The organism is Tropicimonas aquimaris, assembly GCF_042676185.1.
Classification (GTDB): domain Bacteria; phylum Pseudomonadota; class Alphaproteobacteria; order Rhodobacterales; family Rhodobacteraceae; genus Tropicimonas; species Tropicimonas aquimaris.
Genome location: NZ_JBHTJT010000006.1, coordinates 239,901 through 259,988 on the forward strand (window position 1 = coordinate 239,901; position 20,088 = coordinate 259,988).

The 20,088-nt window shown below is 67.0% G+C and carries 15 protein-coding genes and 1 tRNA gene; 9 read left to right on the plus strand and 7 right to left on the minus strand.

The genetic code is table 11. From position 1 onward, the window contains the following. Positions 1–57: 57 nt before the first annotated feature. Positions 58–969 (minus strand): transglutaminase family protein, encoded by a 912-nt coding sequence (locus ACFQ2S_RS03000; protein WP_386072592.1) that lies wholly within the window; start codon positions 967–969, stop codon positions 58–60. A 9-nt stretch (positions 970–978) separates the two neighbouring features. Next, positions 979–3,348, minus strand: a complete 2,370-nt coding sequence (locus tag ACFQ2S_RS03005; protein WP_386072593.1) for a circularly permuted type 2 ATP-grasp protein — start codon at positions 3,346–3,348, stop codon at positions 979–981. A gap of 409 nt (positions 3,349–3,757) precedes the next feature. Here ACFQ2S_RS03005 and purU point away from each other — a divergent pair, with 409 nt between their 5' ends. Continuing rightward, complete coding sequence (purU, locus tag ACFQ2S_RS03010; RefSeq protein ID WP_386072595.1) at positions 3,758–4,642, plus strand: formyltetrahydrofolate deformylase; 885 nt, start codon at positions 3,758–3,760, stop codon at positions 4,640–4,642. 96 nt (positions 4,643–4,738) lie between these two features. Beyond that, complete coding sequence (locus tag ACFQ2S_RS03015; protein WP_386072597.1) at positions 4,739–5,860, plus strand: AI-2E family transporter; 1,122 nt, start codon at positions 4,739–4,741, stop codon at positions 5,858–5,860. Positions 5,861–5,953: 93 nt separating this feature from the next. On the opposite strand, the gene ACFQ2S_RS03020 is transcribed toward ACFQ2S_RS03015, so the two are convergent. Beyond that, a complete protein-coding gene (locus ACFQ2S_RS03020) occupies positions 5,954–7,192 on the minus strand; it encodes a DegT/DnrJ/EryC1/StrS family aminotransferase (RefSeq protein ID WP_386072598.1) in 1,239 nt (412 codons plus the stop codon). 138 nt (positions 7,193–7,330) lie between these two features. On the opposite strand from ACFQ2S_RS03020, the gene xth reads away from it, so the two are divergent. After that, a complete protein-coding gene (gene xth, locus ACFQ2S_RS03025) occupies positions 7,331–8,113 on the plus strand; it encodes an exodeoxyribonuclease III (RefSeq protein ID WP_386072600.1) in 783 nt (260 codons plus the stop codon). Positions 8,114–8,185: 72 nt separating this feature from the next. Further along, positions 8,186–8,476, plus strand: a complete 291-nt coding sequence (locus ACFQ2S_RS03030; protein ID WP_386072602.1) for a Dabb family protein — start codon at positions 8,186–8,188, stop codon at positions 8,474–8,476. 19 nt (positions 8,477–8,495) lie between these two features. Here ACFQ2S_RS03030 and ACFQ2S_RS03035 read toward each other — a convergent pair whose 3' ends face one another. After that, positions 8,496–9,131 (minus strand): J domain-containing protein, encoded by a 636-nt coding sequence (locus tag ACFQ2S_RS03035; RefSeq protein ID WP_386072603.1) that lies wholly within the window; start codon positions 9,129–9,131, stop codon positions 8,496–8,498. 539 nt (positions 9,132–9,670) lie between these two features. Here ACFQ2S_RS03035 and ACFQ2S_RS03040 point away from each other — a divergent pair. Next, positions 9,671–9,895, plus strand: coding sequence for a hypothetical protein (locus ACFQ2S_RS03040; protein ID WP_386072605.1), 225 nt, complete (start codon positions 9,671–9,673; stop codon positions 9,893–9,895). 322 nt (positions 9,896–10,217) lie between these two features. Here ACFQ2S_RS03040 and ACFQ2S_RS03045 read toward each other — a convergent pair whose 3' ends face one another. The 3 genes from ACFQ2S_RS03045 to ACFQ2S_RS03055 all read right to left on the minus strand — a co-directional run bounded on the left by ACFQ2S_RS03045 (position 10,218) and on the right by ACFQ2S_RS03055 (position 15,007). After that, positions 10,218–10,571 carry a hypothetical protein gene (locus ACFQ2S_RS03045; protein WP_386072606.1) on the minus strand — a complete coding sequence of 118 codons (354 nt, stop codon included), beginning with the start codon at positions 10,569–10,571 and terminating at the stop codon, positions 10,218–10,220. 9 nt (positions 10,572–10,580) lie between these two features. Continuing rightward, complete coding sequence (locus tag ACFQ2S_RS03050; RefSeq protein WP_386072608.1) at positions 10,581–14,276, minus strand: vitamin B12-dependent ribonucleotide reductase; 3,696 nt, start codon at positions 14,274–14,276, stop codon at positions 10,581–10,583. Between the two features lie 654 nt (positions 14,277–14,930). Further along, positions 14,931–15,007 (minus strand) — tRNA-Pro (locus ACFQ2S_RS03055). 280 nt (positions 15,008–15,287) lie between these two features. Here ACFQ2S_RS03055 and ACFQ2S_RS03060 point away from each other — a divergent pair. The 4 genes from ACFQ2S_RS03060 to ACFQ2S_RS03075 all read left to right on the plus strand — a co-directional run bounded on the left by ACFQ2S_RS03060 (position 15,288) and on the right by ACFQ2S_RS03075 (position 20,077). Continuing rightward, a complete protein-coding gene (locus ACFQ2S_RS03060; protein ID WP_386072609.1) occupies positions 15,288–16,880 on the plus strand; it encodes a GMC oxidoreductase in 1,593 nt (530 codons plus the stop codon). Beyond that, positions 16,877–17,266: a hypothetical protein gene (locus ACFQ2S_RS03065; RefSeq protein ID WP_386072611.1), complete on the plus strand. Its 390-nt coding sequence runs from the start codon at positions 16,877–16,879 to the stop codon at positions 17,264–17,266. The genes ACFQ2S_RS03060 and ACFQ2S_RS03065 overlap by 4 nt, the downstream gene beginning before the upstream one ends. A gap of 253 nt (positions 17,267–17,519) precedes the next feature. Beyond that, a complete protein-coding gene (gene xrtD / locus ACFQ2S_RS03070; RefSeq protein WP_386072613.1) occupies positions 17,520–19,139 on the plus strand; it encodes a VPLPA-CTERM-specific exosortase XrtD in 1,620 nt (539 codons plus the stop codon). Then, the gene (locus tag ACFQ2S_RS03075) at positions 19,136–20,077 is read left to right on the plus strand and encodes a sulfotransferase family protein (RefSeq protein ID WP_386072615.1); all 942 of its coding nucleotides are present in this window, start codon (positions 19,136–19,138) and stop codon (positions 20,075–20,077) included. The genes xrtD and ACFQ2S_RS03075 overlap by 4 nt, the downstream gene beginning before the upstream one ends. Positions 20,078–20,088 lie beyond the last annotated feature (11 nt).

Below are 20,088 nucleotides of genomic sequence, written 5' to 3' on the forward strand. Positions count from 1 at the left end.
GCAGCACCTGTCTACGCCCCCGGTTCCGGTTGTGAAAGGTCCCGCAGCGGCAGCCTGCTAGCCCGCTTCCGGGTGGTCGGCCGCGGCGACCTCGCCGAGCGGGATTACATCGACCGACTGGGTAGTGCTGTGTTCTCCGGCCAGCCGCATGACGCCCTTGACCGGCGCGACATCGCCGTAGTCGCGGCCATGGGCGATCACCACGTGGTCGCGGCTCACCGCAATCGCATTGGTCGGATCGTATTCGACCCAGCCCATCTGGTGCCCGCACCATGCCCGGACCCAGGCATGCATCGCATCCGCGCCCTCCAGCCGCTCCTGCCCCTTGGGCGGGACGGTCCGCAGGAAGCCGCTGACATATCCCGCCGGTACGCCGATCCCGCGCAAGCAGGTAATCATCACGTGGCTGAAGTCCTGGCAGACCCCGTGGCGCCGCTCGAAGGCGGTGAGCGCGGGGGTGTCGACCTCGGTGGCCTCCGGATCGAACTCGAACTCGGAGTGGATGCGATTGCCCAGCTTGCGGACAAGGTCGAGCACGGTGGCAGAGTTGTCCGCGACCTCCATCGCGTAGGAGGTCATCTCCGGGTGGGTCATGATCCACGGCGACGGCCCGGTGAAATGGTGCGGCGCGTCGGCGTCTAGCCCCCGGTGCGCGGCGATGTCCCTCGGCAGGTCGGCCAATCGCGGCGAGACGTCAAGCAGTCTCCCCGGTCCGACGCGTTCGACAAGGGCCGACATTTCGAACCGGCTTTCCGCGTGGGGCTGGTCGATCGCCACCTCCACGGTCCGGTTGCCAAAGAAATCGGCCCCCTCCAGCCACTCCACCGGTTCCGGCAGAACCCGAAGCATGGGCTCGCGCACCTCCTGCAACCCGGGGATCTCGGCGGGCAGCAGGCGCAGAAGGTGCCGGCCGGAACTGGCAGCCGCCGGATAGTCATACGTGATCGACATGCGGATTTCGTACTGCATCGCCGGCCCCTATTTCAGATAGGCCAGCGTGAGCTGGTCCGACATGTCGGCGATCTCTGTCCGCAGCCGCTCGAGCGCGGTCGTGTCGAGCGTCTCGGGCTCGTGCAGCGCCAGATCCGTGCGCGCCCTGAGGACCGAGCGCGCGAAGGGCGTCATCTGGCGGTGATCTCCTGCCCCCGGAAGATGCGCCAGGTGCCCCTCGACGTCGTTGAGCTGGCACAGGATCGAGCGAGGGTTCAGCGCGTCCAGCCCCAGCAGGTCGATCACTGTCGCGCGGTTCATCGCGACCGTGTAGCGGCGGTGATGGGTCATCACGCTGTCGGCGATCTCGATCGCGATGTCCAGGCTGCCCGGCGGCGACACGGGATCGGCAAAGGCCATGAGGCAGCCCGCGGTGTTGGAGGCGCGCTCGAATGCGCGGCCGAGCGACAGGAAGCGCCAGCCGGTAAAGCGGTACATGTTGTCATGGACCAGCCCAGAGAAGCCGTTGAGCTTGCGTAGCAGCACGCTCATCGCCCGGGCCGCGTCATCGCCCGCCATCACCTTGCGCGCGAAACCCGACGCCGTACGTTCGAGATCGGCCAGCGCCAGCGTGCCGTCGACGGAGAAGCGGTCCCCCACATGCCCCGCGCTGAGGTAGGCCGAATGGATCGCGCTCTCGAGCGCCTTCGGCACCGGTTCCGAGGCATCGCAATCGTAGCCTTCCAGATGCGCCGCCGCGAGCCGCAGAAGCTGGCTGTCCGGGGTATCGGTTTCGGCAAGGCGCGAATGGTAGGCGCGCAGCAGGCGGACGAGGTATTCCGAGCGCTCGACATAGCGGCCGAGCCAGAACAGGTTGTCCGCCGACCGGCTGGGCAGCGCGCCCGGCGGGGTCCGGGCCACACGTTCTCCGGCGGGCTGGGCGATCGAGACGACCTCGGCCTCCTCCTTGCCCACCACCCAGACATCCGCGACCCGGCCGCCGCGCTGCATCGCCAGCACGTTGGACGCGGCCGACCGCCCGATCCGGGCAAACCCGCCCGGCATCACCTGCCAGCCGTCGGTGGTGCGCGCGAGGAAGACCCGCAGGCTCATCGGCCGTGGCTGCAATGTGCCGTCGACCAGTGCCGGCGCCGTCGAAAGCCGCACCCGTTCCTGCCCGACCAGCGCGCCGCCCCGGCGCTCGATCCAGTCGCTGAACCCAGTGGCAGGCGGCGTCACGTCGCCGGTTTCATAGGCCAGCCCGGTCGAGAAGGCGTCGCCCAGCGTCATTCGCTCGGCATTCTCGCGCACGTAGGCGCGCTCGCTCTCCTGCCCGCACCACCAGGTGGCGATATTGGGCATCCGCAGCGGGCGGCCGTTCAGCACCTGGCTCAGGCGCGGCAGGAAGGCCATCAGCGCCCGGGTTTCCAGCACGCCGGCGCCGAGCGCGTTGAGCATCGTGAGGTTGCCCTCCCGCACCGCCCGGAGCAGGCCCGGCGTTCCGAGCTGGGAGCCGCCGTTGAGTTCCAGCGGATCGGCCCAGGCCGCATCAAGCCGCCGCCACAGCACCGAGATCGGCTGCAGCCCGTCGACGGTCCGGATCATCAGCCGGCCCTTGCGCACGGCAAGGTCCTCGCCCTCCAGCAGCGTCAGGCCGAGGTAGCGCGCGATGAAGGCGTGCTCGAAATAGGTCTCGTTCATCGGGCCCGGCGTGAGAATGCCGACCCGGCTGTCGCCGTTCTCGCGCATCGAGCTCAACTGGTCGCGGAAGGCGCGGAAGAAGCCGGCCAGCCGGGTCACGTTGGCGCTGGCGAAGATGTCGGAGTAGACGCGCGTGGTCGCCATCCGGTTTTCGAGCGCGAAGCCGGCGCCGGAAGGGGCCTGCGTCCGGTCGCCCAGCACCCACCACTCGCCCCCCGGCCCACGTCCGATGTCGAAGGCGACGAAATGCAGGAAATGCCCCGAGCGCGGGCGCACGCCGACGAGCGGGCGCAGCCATTCGGCATTCTGCGCCACCAGCGCCGCCGGCAGGTGGCCCTGCTGCACCAGCCGGTTCTCGCCGTAGAGATCGGCGACGATCTTTTCCAAGAGGTCGGCGCGTTCGATCAGTCCGGCGCAGATCCCGCTCCAGTCTGTCTCGGAGATCAGCAGCGGGATGTGGCTGAGCGGCCAGTCCCGCCGACCGGTGTCCTGGGGACCGTAACGACGGAAATAAACGCCCGCATCGCGCAGGTAGCGGTCGCCATGCGCAATCCGCCCGGCCAGCTTTTCGGGCGTCATGGATGCAAGGCGGGCGATGAACGCCTCCCAGACCGGCCGAACGGCCCCGTCCGGGCCGATCAGCTCGTCGGGCACGCCCTCGAGGGCCGCATAGCCCGAGAGAAACCGCTGCACCGCATCGGCCGAATTGCCGTCCATTGGCCCTCCATCGACCGTAAGAAACCCTGCGCCCGTCGCAGATCGGGCGTCAATAGAAACTCCCTATGGGGCAATGCCGCAGGGGGCAAGTGGCACTGGCCCAATGCACATACGCCCTGAGCCGTGAAAGACGCAGGGTTTCGACCGCGTTTTCCGTGGGCCGGGATAAGGCACGCGGACTGCCCGATGCAGCGCGCTTCCCCAGCAGACAATCGCGTCTGCCCCGGCCAATGCATCACAGGGAGACAAACGCGCAGGAAGCGGGCATCGCTTCGCCAATCGGAAACACGCGCCCGGAATCGCCGTGGCCCATGTCGCATTTCGCCGATAAACGCGCGTTTTTCTGGTTTCAGGCGGCGGCATCGCGCTGCAGGGTCTGCCGAAGCACGAACACCGGATGGAAAGACCCATGAGCCGATTTGCCCTGACCGTGAAATGCCCCACCCGACGCGGCATCGTCGCGGCCGTCTCGACCTATCTCGCCGACGCCGATTGCAATATCACAGACAGCCAGCAGTTCGACGACCTCGAGACGGCGAACTTCTTCATGCGCATCTCCTTTACCAGCGAGGGCGGCAAGGACATGGCCGAGCTCGCCGCGGCCTTCCTGCCCATCGCCGAGCAGTTCGAGATGGAGCACGCCTTCCACGACGCCGATGCCAAGATGAAGGTAATCATCATGGTGTCGCGCTTCGGCCATTGCCTGAACGACCTCCTGTATCGCTCGAAGATCGGCGCTCTTCCAATTGATATCGTTGGAGTTATTTCCAATCACATGGACTACCAGAAGGTGGTGGTGAACCATGACATCCCGTTCCATTGCATCAAGGTCACCAAGGCCAACAAGCCGCAGGCCGAGGCGCGTCAGATGGAGATCGTGGAGGAAACCGGCGCGGAACTGATCGTGCTGGCCCGCTACATGCAGGTGCTCTCGGATGACATGTGCCAGAAGATGTCGGGCCGGATCATCAACATCCACCACTCCTTCCTGCCCAGCTTCAAGGGGGCCAACCCCTACAAGCAGGCCTTCGAGCGGGGCGTGAAGCTGATCGGGGCCACGTCGCACTACGTAACCGCCGATCTCGACGAGGGCCCGATCATCGAGCAGGACATCGTGCGCGTGACCCATGCCCAATCGGCGGCGGATTACGTCTCGCTCGGACGGGACGTGGAGAGCCTGGTGCTGAGCCGTGCGATCCACGCCCATATCCACCACCGCGTGTTCCTGAACGGCAACAAGACCGTGGTGTTCCCCGCGAGCCCGGGTGGCTACGCCTCCGAACGGATGGGCTGAACCCGGCCCTGCCCCGACACCGTCGGGACGGCGTGCTTTTTCCCTTCTGCCGCCGGGTGTTGGCCGATAGACTTCGGCCGACCGCCCGGAGCCCCCATGCCAGACAGCCCGACCAAGCCGCCGCTCATCAGCCCGGACGTGATCCGGATCTCGGCGCTCGTGCTCGCGACGGCGCTGATCACGCTGATCTTCTTCGGGATGATCCGGGGTTTCCTGATCTCGCTGCTGATGGCGGCGATCGTGGCAGAGATGTCGCGCCCACTCTACCGGCGGATCCAGAGGATGGTCGGCGGGCGGCGCAATCCCGCGGCGGCGATCACCCTGACGCTGATTATCGTGCTCGGGATCGTGCCGATCTTCTTCATCGCAACGGTCGCCGCAGAACAGGCGCTCGGCCTGCCGCGGACGGTGGTGCGCGTGCTTGACGGCCTCGCCGAGCGGAGCGCCACCTGGGAATGGCCGGACTGGCTGCCCTACGAGGAGGACATGGACCAGATCGGCCCGGAGGTGATCGCCAAGATCGGCGATCTTGTCAGCGCCACCGCCCGCTACATGGTGGGCACGATGTCGGCGGTCACCCGGGGCACGGCGCTGCTCTTTCTCGACACCTTCATCTTTCTCTACGCCCTGTTCTTCTTCCTGAAGATGGAGACACCGGTGATGAAGCAGATCCTGCGCTTCACCGGGCTGGCGCCGGAAACCCAGCACAAGCTTGCCGACCGCGCGGTCTCGGTCAGCCGGGCCACCATCAAGGGCGTGCTGGTGATCGGCGTGGTGCAGGGCCTGCTGGGGGGGCTGGGGTTCTGGGCGGCCGGGATCGAGGGCGCGACCTTCTGGGGCGTCGTCATGGCGATCGTGTCGATCATCCCCGGCGTCGGGCCGAGCCTCGTGCTGGCGGTCGGCGTGCTGTTCCTGTTCGCGGCGGGCGACACGACGGCGGCGATCGGGCTGGCACTCTGGGCCGGGCTGGTGGTGACCACGATCGACAACATCCTGCGCCCGATCCTGGTGGGACGGGACACGCAGATGCACGACATCCTGATCCTGGTCTCCACCTTCGGCGGCCTGGGGATGTTCGGCGCGGTGGGACTGATCCTCGGGCCAGTGGTCGCCGGTGTCTTCGTCACGATCTGGGCGACGCTGGCCGAGGCGGTGATGGAGCAGTCGGAACACCCCGAGGAAGCGCCCTCCGACGGGTCAGCCGCACAGTCGGGATAGGCCGCGCCCTGCCCCGGCGGCTCGTTGCGGGCAGTGCGGAACCGGGGCGCTGCCCCGGCCCCCGGGATATTTCCGGACAGGTGAAAGGGCCGGTCAGCCCGGCTGCGGGGCCGGATCGGTGGCGGGTAGCGCGGCGCTCTCCTGAAGGGACAGGACCTCGCTGCGGATGATCCGCGAGATCAGCGCGCAATCCTCGAGCGAGAAGGTCAGCGGCAGGCGCATGTCGATCAGCCCGGCCAGCACTCGGTCGGTCTGCGGCAGGGGCGCGGGCGCGGCGTAGCGCCAGTGATCGTAGCGCGAGGTGAAGGCGACAGGACGGTCGGCGCCGAACCATTTGAGATCCACCCCGCGGGCGGCACAGTTTTGGATGAGCGCGCCGATCGCCTGCGCGTTCCAGCCCGGCAGCAGGAACTGGAAGGAGGAGCCGACGTAGGCCTCCGCCTCCGGACGCGCGATGAGGCTCAGACCGGGCAGATCGCGCAGCCCTGCCTCGACGCAGCGGTAGCGCGCGTTCCACGCGTCGCAGCGCGCCCCGAGCCCGGCGAGCTGCGGACGCAGGATCGCGGCGCGCAGATTGTCCATCCGCGCCGACATGTTCGGCACGTCGAGCCGGAGCGGCTCGAAGGCCTCAGCCGGCGGCGCGGCACGGTGGCGCTCGTAAAGCATGTAGCTGCCGGACATCAGCACGGCCCGGGCCATCGCCTCGGCATCGTCGGAGACCAGCAGGCCGCCCTCGCCGGAATTCATGTGCTTGTACGTCTGGGTCGAATAGCAGCCCATCAGCCCGTGCCGGCCGGAGGGCGTGCCGTTCCACGCCGCTCCCATGGTGTGGGCGCAATCCTCGATCACGGTGAGCCCGGCGTCGCGGCAAAGTTCCATCAGCCGATCCATGTCGCAGATGTGGCCACGCATGTGCGACAGAAGCAGAACCCGTGCCTCCGGCGTCGCGCGGGCGCATTCTGCGAGGTGGTCGAGATCGATGGTGAGCGCCGGGGTGGTCTCGATCAGCACCGGCCGTCCGCCGACCGCGGCGATGGCGCCGGGCACCGGCGCCAGGGTGAAGGCATTGGTCAGCACCGGATCCCCGGGCTTCACGCCGGCCGCGCGCAGGGCGATGGTGATCGCCTGCCCGCCCGAGGCCACCGCGAGGCAGTAGCGCGCGCCCGTGGCGGCGGCGAATTCCTCCTCCAGCAGGGCCGTCTCGCCGGCCTCGCCCGGCACGGTGTTGTAGCGGTGCAGGCGGCCGTGGCGCAGCACGTCGAGCGCTGCGGCGATGCCCTCTTCGGGGATCGGCTCCTGCTGGGTGAAGCTGCCATCGAAACGTTCGGTCATGGCGCAAAGCTATGGGGGGAGGCGCGGGCGTCGTCAATCGCCGGGATACCCTCGCGCCGCGGTTTTGCTCTCCGCTTGCCCCTGCCCGGCGAGTCGAAGAAACTGCGCCGAACGGACCCCATTCGGAAAGAGCGCAGCATGAAGATCGCCAGTTTCAACATCAACGGGATCAAGGCACGCCACCCCGCGCTCTGCGACTGGCTGGACGAGGCGCAGCCCGACGTGGCGCTTCTGCAGGAGATCAAGTCCGTCGACGAAGGCTTCCCGCGCGAGATGTTCGAGGAGCGCGGCTACAACGTCGAGACCCATGGTCAGAAAGGGTTCAACGGGGTCGCGATCCTGTCGAAGCTGCCGCTGGAGGACGTGACCCGCGGCCTGCCGGGCGACGATTCGGACGAGCAGGCGCGCTGGATCGAGGCGACCGTCGTGGGAGACCGGACGGCGGTGCGTCTCTGCGGGCTCTACCTGCCCAACGGAAACCCGGCGCCGGGGCCGAAGTTCGACTACAAGCTTGGCTGGATGGAGCGCCTAAAGGCGCGCGCAAGGGACCTGCTGGCGCAGGAGGAACCGGCCTTGATGGCGGGCGACTACAACGTGATACCGCAGGACGAGGACGCTGCCCGGCCGGAGGCCTGGCGCGAGGACGCGCTGGCCCGTCCGGAAAGCCGCCGCGCCTTTCGCGAGATCCTGAACCTCGGCTTCACTGAGGCCTTCCGCGCCCGCACACCGGGCCCCGGGCACTACACCTTCTGGGATTACCAGGCCGGCGCCTGGGACAGGAACGACGGCATCCGGATCGACCACCTGCTGCTGACCCCGCAGGCGGCGGACCTGCTGACGAACTGCCGGATCGACAAGGACATCCGCAATCGCCCGAAACCATCCGACCACGTGCCGATCTGGGTGGAACTCGACGCCTGAGCCTCCGCCCGGCTTGACCGGGCGGCGTGGCACCGCATGCTGGCCTCAGAAGCCAGCGGAACGGAGGCACCGATGCTCAGACATATCGTCCTGGTGACGTTCAAACCCGAGGCGACGGCAGAGGAACGCGCCGCGCTGCGCGCCGCCGTCGAGGGGTTTCGAGACAACGTGCCTGAAGTCCGGGCGCTGGAATGCGGCGAGAATGTCGGCAAGGGGCCGAACCATCACGACTTTGCGGTGGTGGCGGATTTCGACGACATGGCTGCCTTCCGTCGCTACATCGACAGCGATTTGCATAGGGCCTATGTGGCGGGGCCCGCCAAGGCCGTGGCGCGGCTCGCCGCGATCCAGCACGAAATCTGAGGTCGGTTCCCGGCGCGGGTCAGGCGGCCTCGAAGCTGATCCGGATGCTGCGCGCGCCGGGGAACCGCTGCCGAAGGATTGCCTCGGGAACCTCGATCTCCCCTGCCCCGGCCTGCTGCGAAGCGAATTGCAGGATCGCCGGAGCCGCCCGACCGTGCCCTGTGAGAAGCGACGTGGGCAACGCCACCCGGTTGACGCCGGCAACGAGCGGCGTCGCGATCCGGTAGGTGATCTCTCGCCCCTTGCGGGAGACCGAATGCGGCACATGGTTGCCGGCACGCCTGCCCTCGGAAGAAACCTCCGCCGCGCCGTGCAGCTTCAGTTTCGCTTCGCATTCCTCCTGGATCTCTCGGGCGAGCGGGCTGACGCGGGCGGACATTTGCGGCCTGCGGACCGCAGCATTGCGCGCGGGCGCGGCACGGGATGCGCGGGCGAAGGCCGCGAGATCGGGATCTGCGGTCTCGTTGTTGCTGAGCAGGTCGTAGGCCGCCTTGGCCTGAGCAAACCGCCGTGTATCTCCGCCGTCCTGATCGGGGTGGAGAACCTTCGCAGCGCGGCGCCACGCGGAGCGCAGTTCCTCCAAGCTCGCATGACTGCTCACACCGAGGATCTCCGACGCCGCCGCCTTTGCCCGCACCCGTTCGATAGGACTCATGATACCGTCACCCGCTCACTCATAAACCAATGGTAGGATTGTGACGGACCTGCCCCATTTTAGTCAAATTTCCCGAAGCAATGAACGCAGAGGCGGGACAGTCTCATCGGATTCCCCGGATTGAGCGCGAAATGCTGACATGCAGAGCGAAATCGCCGCGAAAGATCGCCCCCGAAGCCCCAGTTTCGCCACAAAGCCTGGAGGGTTCGGGCGCGACGGCAAGGTCGGAAGGAATCGTTCCTGGCGGCCGTGAGGCCGCAGAGGCTCCCGCCAGCGCGGGCGGATTCCATGGGCGGATTCTGGAACGGTCACATGCCGCCTTTGCAGAACAGGCGGACAGCGCCGACGCGGAGGCCTCACCCGAAGGTGATCGCTTCCTGCGCGCGAGCCCCGGGGCAATCTGGCCTTTGCTGCCGTCGGGGCGCACAGCAGGCGGATTCTGCTCTCCGGTCGACACTCTGGTTTTGGTGACCGTCGGGGTCTGGTATGGAACGGCATTCGCGGGAATGCGCGCGAGATCAGTGGATAGGAGAGCGTCAATGATCCGGAAATCGTTCGGTGTGGCCGGGTTGATGGCAGTGCTGGCCGGCTGCGGCCCCCAGTACACGCCCCCGTCGTCCGAAAGGGACGTTGCCGCGTCGCCCGTCTCCGTCTCCGGCACGGCTGTCATGGGGGTAGCGGGCGGTTCCGGGCAACCCACCCGTCCGGTCTCCGGGTTCAAGGACCTGGAGGTCTCTGTCGGGACCGTGGTGAACGGCTACTGATCGGACCACGCGGCGCTCGGCGACCCCAATGTCGCCCTGCCTGTTCTCGCTGCCGCATTGCGACCCGCTGGCGTTCCACAAGGCGATCGGGCGAGGCGTTGGAGCGTCGGTGCACGCGGACCGCTTCTTGCGCATCCCCGAGATGCCCCCTCCCCACCAAAAGAAATCGGGGCGCCGCAAGGGCGCCCCAGTCTGGCTTATCAGGCTCACTTGTTTATACCGCCCGGTTTTCTGCCTGCGGCCTGATCCGCCCGGGGCACGAGCACACGCCCCCGAGATGCGCCTGCCTTCCTGGGGACGACCGGCGCGAACACGTCACCATTTACTGTCGGAACCCAGGTTGGGGGTGGGCCCCAGGGTCCCTTGCACCAGCCCCGCAATCGGGGCGTCCGAATACCAGCTCCCATGGCACCAGGAACCGCAGTCCCAGCACCGGGGTCAGACCACAGGCCCGCGCTTCGATCGTTCCGTCCTCCGACGTGAACAGGAAACGCTCCTGCCAGGTCTCCGGGTAGCGCAGGTCCGGGACGGGAGCCCCGGGGCGCAACTCCGGCCAGCCATGAGCCATGGCATGGGCGCCGGCAGGCCGAAAATCGAGTGACATGGGCATCCGGCGGATCCGCACGAGGCGGTCGATCACGGTGCCGGTCACACGCTTCTCGGCCAGGTCCCTCATTGCTCCTCCTCAGCTGCACCCGCTCGTGGCGCCGCAGGTGTTGCATTTCATGCAGGTGCCGTTGCGCACCAGCGTGTAGTTGCCGCAATCGCCGCAGGCCTCTCCCTCGTAACCCTGCATCCGGGCCTTGGCGCGGTCGTCCATCGAGGTGATGGCGCCCACCGAGGTGGTCGAGGCAGCAGCGCTGCCGGTCTCGGGCACCAGCGTTTGGAGCGTGGCGAGCGGGTCGAGCGCGCTGTCGAGCGCCATGCCACCGGCCATGCCCTCTGCCCCGCCGCGCAGGACAACCAGTTCCTGCGGCAGCCGCTTGCGCAGGTAGCCCGTCGAGGAGATCTGCTTGAGCACCTGAAGCGACTTGCTGGCCGCGGTGTCGCTCAGCTCGGCGATGTTGTTCACGCCTTCGTTCTGATCTCCCCTGCCGAGATCGTCGAAGGTATGCCCCGCCGGCTTCACATGGGCCAGATCGGTCCGGTCGAGATAGCTCACCGCCAGTTCGCGGAAGATGTAATCGAGGATCGAGGTGGCGTTCTTGATCGTCTCGTTGCCCTGAACGATGCCCGCAGGCTCGAACTTGGTGAAGGTGAAGGCGTCGACGAATTCCTCAAGCGGAACACCGTATTGCAGGCCGACGCTCACAGCGATCGCGAAGTTGTTCATCATCGCCCGGAAGCCCGCGCCTTCCTTGTGCATGTCGATGAAGATCTCGCCGAGCGAGCCGTCGGCATATTCGCCGGTGCGCAGGTAGACCTTGTGTCCGCCGACCATCGCCTTCTGGGTGTAGCCCTTCCGGCGCTCCGGCATCTTCTCGCGGTGCGAGCGGACGATCTCCTTGACGATCACCTTCTCGATGATCTTCTCGGCGAGCACTTCCGCCTTCTGCTGCGGGGTGCCGCTTTCCAGGATGTCCTGGGCGTCCTCGTCGTCCTCGACCAGCGCCGAAGCCAGCGGCTGGCTCAGCTTGGAGCCGTCGCGGTAGAGCGCGTTGGCCTTGGTGCCGAGCGACCAGCTGAGTTCGTAGGCCTTCTGGCAGTCCTCGATCGTGGCATCGTTGGGCATGTTGATCGTTTTGGAGATCGCGCCCGAGATGAAGCTCTGCGCCGCGGCCATCATGCGGATGTGGCTGTCGACGTTGAGGAAACGCTTTCCCTTCTTGCCGCAGGGGTTGGCGCAGTCGAAGATGCTGTAGTGCTCTTCCTTGAGGTGCGGCGCACCTTCGAGGGTCATCGTCCCGCAGACGTGGTCGTTGGCCGCTTCGACCTGCTTTCTCGTGAAACCAAGGTCGCTCAGCAGGTCGTAGGTCGGGTCGTTCAACTTTTCGGCCGGGATGCCGAGCACGTCGGTGCAGAATTCCTGCCCCAGCGTCCACTGGTTGAAAACGAAGCGGATGTCGAAGGCCGAGGGCAGCGCCGCTTCGATCTTGTCGATCTCCTTCTGCGAGAAGCCGTTGCCGGCCAGCGTGGTGTGGTTGATGCCGGGCGCGTTGCCGAGCGTGCCGTGGCCGACCGCATAGGCGACGATCTCGTCGATCTGGGACGAGGTGTAACCCTGCTTTTCCAGCGCGGCGGGAACCGAGCGGTTGATGATCTTGAAGTAGCCGCCGCCGGCCAGCTTCTTGAACTTCACCAGCGCGAAGTCGGGCTCGATGCCGGTGGTGTCGCAATCCATCACAAGGCCGATCGTGCCGGTGGGGGCGATCACTGTGGCCTGCGCGTTGCGGTAGCCGTTCAGCTCACCGAGACGCAGCGCCTCGTCCCAGGCGTTCTTGGCCAGCTCGTTCAGCCGCTTGTCCGGGTTCGACGCGAGGTCGAGCGCGACCGGCTTCACTTCGAGCCCTTCGTAGCCCGTGGTGTTGCCGTAGGCGGCGTTGCGGTGGTTGCGGATCACGCGCAGCATATGCTTGGCGTTGCGCTCATAGCCAGCGAACGGGCCCAACTCGCCCGCGATCTCGGCCGAGGTGGCATAGGCCACGCCAGTCATGATCGCCGTCAGAGCCCCGCAGAGCGCACGGCCCTCGTGGCTGTCATAGCTATAGCCCATGTTCATCAGCAGGCCGCCGATATTGGCGTAGCCGAGGCCGAGGGTGCGGAAGTCGTAGGAGAGCTGCGCGATTTCCTTGGACGGGAACTGCGCCATGGTCACCGAGATCTCCAGCGTCAGCGTCCAGAGCCGGGTGGCATGCATGTAGTCCTCGGCCTGGAACTCGCCGTCCTTGAGGAAGGTCAGCAGGTTCATCGAGGCCAGGTTACAGGCCGTATCGTCTAGGAACATGTATTCCGAGCACGGGTTGGAGCCCCGGATCTCGCCGTCTTCCGGGCAGGTATGCCAGGCGTTGACGGTGTCGTGGAACTGGATGCCCGGATCGGCGCAGGCCCAGGCGGCGTGGCCGATCTGCTCCCAGAGGTCGCGCGCCTTGATGGTCTTGGCGACCTTGCCGTCGGTGCGGCGCAGCAACTCCCAGTCCGCATCTTCCCGCACCGCCTTCAGGAAGGCGTCGGTGACGCGGACGGAGTTGTTGGAATTCTGCCCCGAGACCGTGTTGTAGGCTTCGCTGTCCCAATCGGTGTCATAGGTGGCGAACTCGATGGAGGCGTAGCCCTGACGCGCGTACTGGAGAACGCGGTTGATATAGGTCTCGGGGATGGCGACTTTCTTGGCCGCTCTGATTGCGCCCTTGAGAGCGTCGTTCTTCTTCGGGTCCGTCGCATCCTCGATCGCGCCGTCCCACTGCCCGATAGCCGCGAAGATCTCGTTGAGTTTCGACTCGTGCATCTTGGAGCCCGCGACGATACTGGCGACCTTCTGCTCTTCCTTCACCTTCCAGTTGATAAATTCCTCGATATCCGGGTGATCGGCGTCGCAGATCACCATCTTGGCGGCGCGGCGGGTTGTGCCGCCGGACTTGATCGCGCCCGCGGCGCGGTCGCCGATGCGCAGGAAGCCCATCAGGCCGGACGATTTGCCGCCGCCCGACAGGGCTTCACCCTCAGCCCGCAAGGAGGAGAAGTTGGTCCCGGTGCCGGAGCCGTACTTGAAGAGCCGCGCCTCGCGGACCCAGAGGTCCATGATGCCGCCGTCACCCACCAGATCGTCGGCAACCGACTGGATGAAGCAGGCGTGCGGCTGCGGATGCTCGTAGGCACTGGTCGAGCGGGTCAACTTGCCGGTCTTGTGGTCGATGTAATAGTGGCCCTGGGAGGGGCCGTCGATGCCGTAGGCCCAGTGCAGGCCGGTGTTGAACCATTGCGGCGAGTTCGGCGCGGCGCGCTGGCTGGCCAGCATGTGGCGCATCTCGTCGTAATAGGCGCGGGCGTCCTCCTCGGTGGTGAAGTAGCCGCCCTTCCACCCCCAGTAGGCCCAGGCGCCGGCCAGGCGGTCGAAGACCTGGCGTGCCGAGGTCTCGCCGCCGAATCGCTCGTCTTCGGGCAGCTCGGCCAGTACCGCCTCGTCAGGCACAGAACGCCACAAGAATTCCGGAACACCCTTTTCCTTCACCGGGCGCAGGCGCGCGGCGACGCCGGCCTTGCGGAAGTACTTCTGCGCGATGACGTCGCTGGCGACCTGGCTCCAGCCGGCCGGCACATCGATGCCTTCAAGGCTGAACACGACCGTCCCGTCGGGATTGCGAATCTCGGAGGTCGTGGTGGTGAAGGCCAGCCCCGCGTAGGCGTCGTCTCCGGCGGTGGTGAATTTTCTGTCGATCTTCATCTTTTGGTGCCCCGTGCGCCTTGTCCGCCCCTGCCGGCGGTGGTTTCGTCTTTGTTGGTTCGCCCCGGACCGGCCATCCCAGCCAACCCCACGGGCGATCGCTTGCCTTGAGACACAAGAGGGATCCCGGCACGCCGGCTGCCCGACGCACGCGACCGAGCGGCCCGCGCTCCGTCATGATCCTGAGATTCTGGTCCCTCTCGCGTCCCGTCGACACTATATGTTGTGTCGTTATCGGTTCGCTCATACAAACTGACGTAGGATGGCACGACTGGTCAACGGAAAAATGTGACCCCGAGGGGAAAACTTTCACTTGACCGGGCGAGCCGAACAAGGGCCGGGATGCCCGTTGCGATTCACATGCCGCATACCATTCATCGTGGCTCCGCCCTAAGCACAAACAAAATATAGGCTTGCGCCACGGCGTTCAGAGTCCGGCTGAGAATTAACGAAAGCAAACCCGCGCATCGGGTGCGACCGCACACCGCGACTGCTTGGCCACAATCAAGAGCCACTACATGTAGCCCATGCATGCCTAGATTGCACCAAACGCAGCCCGTGCAGGTGCAGCAAGACGGGCGACCGCGCGATAGGGCCCATCTCCGCCCTGAACCGCCAGGCACAAGACCCGGGCCCTGCTCTGACCTTGAAAAATGGTCGGGACGGCAAGATTCGAACTTGCGACCTACGGTACCCAAAACCGTCGCGCTACCAGACTGCGCTACGCCCCGATCCACATTCAGGGCTGCGACACCAACGGGAGGGCCGCACGCCCTGCGCGCCGAATAGGGAGCATCCTGCCCTTCGTTCGGCGCGACCCCCGCCCTCTAAGCGGATTTGCTCGGGAATGCAAAAAAAACTTCAGCCCGCCCCGACAGATTCTCGAGACCCGATCTGCAGCCCGGCGATCGCGTCCGGTGGACCGCCCGAGCTGGCTGCGATAAGGGGAGGAAACGGGCGTTTCGAGAGCGATCCGGCAACCATTCTGCAGCAGCGAGGTCGGCACCGCCCATGATACGGGATGGCCGCAACGGAACCTTCCCGGAGGCGTTCGATTACGATCTGGTCATCGTGGGCGCCGGCCCTGCCGGAATCACGATGGCGCTCGAACTGGAAGGTACCGGCCTGCGCATCGCCCTTCTGGAGAGCGGCGGCGAGGAGTACGACGACGCCACACAGGACCTGTACGACGGTCGCATCACCGGGCTCGACCGCACCGACCTGCTGACCAGCCGCCTGCGCTTTCTCGGCGGCACTTCGAACCACTGGGGCGGCCATTGCCTGCCGCTCGATCCTATCGATTTCGAACGCGGCCCGCTCAACGGCATGTCCGGCTGGCCCTTCCCCCGAACCGCGCTGGAAGACGCCTACCGCCGCGCCCACACCTACTGCGACCTCGGCGATTTCGACTACGATCCGGCGAGTTCCATCTCTACAGGACCCGACGATTTCCTGCTGACCGAAAGCGAAACAGTCCACACAGCCGTCGTGCAGCAGAGCGCCCCCACCCGCTTCGGCTCGAAATACGCGGCGGCCCTGCGACGCTCCGACACCATCGACCTCTGGCTCTGGACCAACGTGGTGGACATCGAGATCACCGCCGACGGCGAGGCGCGGAGCGTCGACACCCGCACCCTGACGGGCATGCCGCGCCGCTTCGCCGCCCGCCAGCTCGTACTGGCCTGCGGCGGCATCGAGACCACCCGGCTGATGATGGTCAACAACCGCCGCAACGGCCAGTCCTTCGGCGAGGCGGGCGGCCTGCTCGGCCGCTGCTTCATGGACCACGTCGAAGGTGGCGCCGCCTTTCTCTGGCTCGACCGTCCGACGCCGCAGAAAGCCTATTGGCGCGATGACATCGCCGGTCCGGACGGGGTGACCCGGAGTTTCGTCTGGCGGATCTCGGAAGACGTGCTGCGCCGCGACGGGCTGGCCAACGCGCAGTTCTACCTCATCCCCTTCGCGGACCCAGCAGCGCGCGCCCGCGAACGGGAGGCCAATCGCGGCTGGCGCGGCCTCAAGGACATGGCGAAATGGGTGCTGGGCCGGTCCGACTACGATTTCTCCTTCTCCGACTCCTACTGCCAGGCCGTCACCCATGCCGATGCCGTGGCGCTCGACGCGCTCGGCCTGATCGACCGCTCCGAGACCGCGACCCGCCTGCTGCTGCGCTACGAGGCCGAGCAGCAACCGGAGCGCGGCAGCTATGTCGGGTTGACCGACGATCTCGATGCGCTCGGCATGCCGCGCAGCCACCTGCACTGGTCCCCCGGCGCGGCGGACCGCGACAGCATCATCGCCGCCGCGCGGCTGATCGGCATCGAGGCGGGAGCGGCCGACCTCGGCCGGCTCGAACTGGAAGATCATTTCGACCAGCCCTACTGGGACGCCAACACCGCCTGGCATCACCTCGGCTCCACCCGCATGGCGGCCTCGCCCACCAGCGGCGTCGTCGATCCGGACTGCCTGGTGCATGGCACCCAAAACCTCTTCATCGCCAGCGGCAGCGTCATGCCCTCGATCGGCCGCGCCAACCCGACCCTGACCATCGTCGCGCTGAGCATCCGCCTGGCCGACCATCTCAAGGCCCTGAACGCGATATGAGCCCCCGCCGCGCTTTCCTCGTTTACCTCGCCGGGCTTTGCGGCCTCGGTGTCGCTGGCGCGCTCGGCAGCCTGCGCTACTGCGCCCGCCGCAGCACCGCGACCGCCGCGCGCCTCGAAAGGCTCGACGTCGCGCTCGCGCGAATCCATGCGCCCCGGACCATCGGGCGCGCCTATCGGTCAGGCATGGACGAGCCGTCGCTGCTCGCCCAACTCGCGGAAAAGCCCGGCCTTGCCTCCGCCATGGAGATCGACTGCCCCGCAACGCGCGCCGTCGCGATCGCCGAGCAGATCCGAAACGACTTCCGGGACGGAGACGTGAGGATCGAAGGACGGTGGGTCGTCTCGCGCAGTGAATGCATCATCGCGGCCCTGCGCAGCGCCTGACCTCCGACGGGGACGCGGGATCGCCGCGTCGGATCGGGTATTTTCGCCAAGAAGAAACAGGGACGCGCGCGCCCATCTTCTTGGCACAAATACCCAAAATCCCACCTTCCGACCCCACGCATGCGCCGGGACGGCCAGGCGCCGGTCACAGCTGCGACAGATCCCGCCGAAACGGGCGCCGGATTGTGGCCAACCCGCCGGTGCGATGGTATCGAGATGGAAACCTGCAGCATTTCGAGACCGGGCAGACTTCATGAGCTTCGACAGTGTTTCGATTTCCCGGCCCACGGGCCTCGGGGGCTGGCTGACCGGCGGCACCGTGGTCTTTGCGTTGGCGGTGATGGCGGCGGGCTGGTTCTTTGCGCCCGGCCTCGAGACCCTTTTCGAGGCATGGCAGACGCCGGAATACAGCCACGGGCCGCTGATCCCGGTGATCTCGGCCCTGCTCTTCCTTCGCCACCTGCGGGTAGTGCCCGTCCGCCCCGGCGCGATCCCGGGCCGCTGGCCAGGCGCTGTCGTGGTGGCCTTCGCGGTCCTGTTCGCCGCGGCGGGCCGGCTGGCCGGGATCGGAGAGATCGTCGCCTATTCGCTGATCCTCTGGGTCGCCGGGATCCTGCTGATCAGCTTCGGCTGGCGGCGCGGGGTGGAGTTCTGGCCCTCGGTCCTGCACCTCGTCTACATGCTGCCGCTGCCTGGCGTGCTCTATTACAAGCTCTCGGCCTTCCTGCAGCTGATCTCCTCCGAGATCGGCGTCGACATCCTGCGGTTCCTGGGCGTCAGCGTCTTTCTGGAAGGCAACATCATCGATCTCGGCACGCTGCAGCTCCATGTCGCCGAGGCTTGCTCCGGGCTGCGCTACCTGTTCCCGATCCTGTCCTTCTCCTACGTCTTCGCGATCCTCTACACCGGGCCGAAATGGCACAAGGCGGTGCTGCTGCTGGCCGCCGCGCCGATCACCATGCTGATGAACTCGGTGCGGATCGCGGTGGCCGGGCTGATCGTGCAGCACTGGGGGCCGAGCCACCTCGAGGGTTTCTCTCATTTCTTCGAAGGCTGGGTGATCTTCGTCATTTCGGTCGCGCTGCTGTTCCTTCTGGCGCGGATGCTGATGCTGCTGTCGTTCCAAGGCGCGGGCGCGCGTCGCGAGGCGCTCGACCTGGACCTCGCCAACATCTGGCCGCAGGTCAACCGGCTGAAGCTGATCATGCCCTCGCCCTCCATGATCGCGGCCTTCCTGCTGCCGCTCGCCGGCGCGCTGACCTTTAAGTCCCTGCCCGAGCGCGGCGTGGGCGAGATCGAGCGGACGCCCTTCGCCCTGTTCCCGACCGAGCTCGGCGCCTGGCAATCCGGGCCGTCGATCGCGCTCGACGCACCGGTGGCGCGCAGGCTGGCGGCCGACGATTACCACTCGGTGAACCTTTACGGCGCGGACAGCCCGGCGGCGGTAAACTTCTTCTCCGCCTGGTATGCTGACCAGTCCAAGGGCGGCGTGCATTCGCCCGAGATCTGCCTGCCTGGATCGGGCTGGGAGATCGCCAGCCTGGAGCGGGTCGACATCGCACCTGAACTCGGCTGGGACGGCAGGTTCAACATCAACCGCGCGGTGATCCAGAAGGGCATGGTGCGGCAGGTCGTCTATTACTGGTTCGAGCAGCGCGGCCGGAAGGTCGCCTGGGATTTCGCGGCCAAGGCCTGGCTCGTGGTCGATGGCGTGCAGACGGGCCGCACCGACGGCGCGCTGGTGCGGCTGACGACGCCGGTGGTGCCGGGAGAGAGCGAAGCGACGGCCGAGGCGCGGCTGCGCTCGGTCACGCAAGAGCTGCTGCCCCTGTTGCCGATCTACCTGCCGGGGGATGCAGGCGCGCCGCGATGACCCAGCTCTGCCTGCTCTACGGGGCGCTGCGGTCGGGCACCACGATGCTGCGGCTGATGCTCGACGGCCATCCCCGCCTGATCTGCCCGGGCGAAACGGATTTCCTGACCGATCACCTGCGCCCTGCCCCCGGCACGCCGAGCGGCTGGCGCTATGACCTCGAGGCGCTCGCCGCCGACCGGATCTTTCGCGCCTCTCCCGCAAACCTGCCCGATACCGACGAGGCCGAGGCCGCCTTTGCCGACATGTTCGCCGATCTGGCCGAAAGCGCCGGCGAGGACAGCACGCTGGTGCTCGTCGCCCATCGCGGGCTGGACCGGCTGCTCGACCTGCGGCCGCGGATGCCGGTGCTGCACCTGCTGCGCGATCCCCGCGACGTGGCGCGCTCCGCCGTTGGCATGGGCTGGGCCGGCAACAGCTATTACGGCGCCGAGACCTGGCTGAAGACCGAGGCCGCCTGGGAGGCGAGCCGGCAGCGACTTGCCTTGGGGCAGGTCCACACGCTGCGCTACGAGTCGCTGGTACACCAGCCGGAGGCGGAGCTTAGCCGGGTGATGGACTTCCTCGGACTGGACTATGACACCGGCCTTTTGACCTATGCCGAACATTCCACCTATAACCCGCCCGCCCCGGACCTGGCGGAGCAATGGCGGCAGCACCAGGACCAACGCGAACTCGGCCTGCTCGAGCCGCGTCTGGGGCGGCTGATGGAGGCGCGGGGCTATGCCGCCAGCGGCGCCCCCGCGATCACGCCAGGGCCGGGCCGACGGCTCGGGCTCTGGCTGCAGAACAAGCGCGGGGTCTGGGGCCACCGGATCGGCCGCTACGGCGTGATCGACCCGCTGCTGTTGGCCGCCGGTACGCGGCTGCACCTGGCTCCGTTGGCGCGAGGCGCGCAGGCCCGTATCGACCGCAAGAAGATCGCGCGGCTGAAATAGGCGCTGAGCTG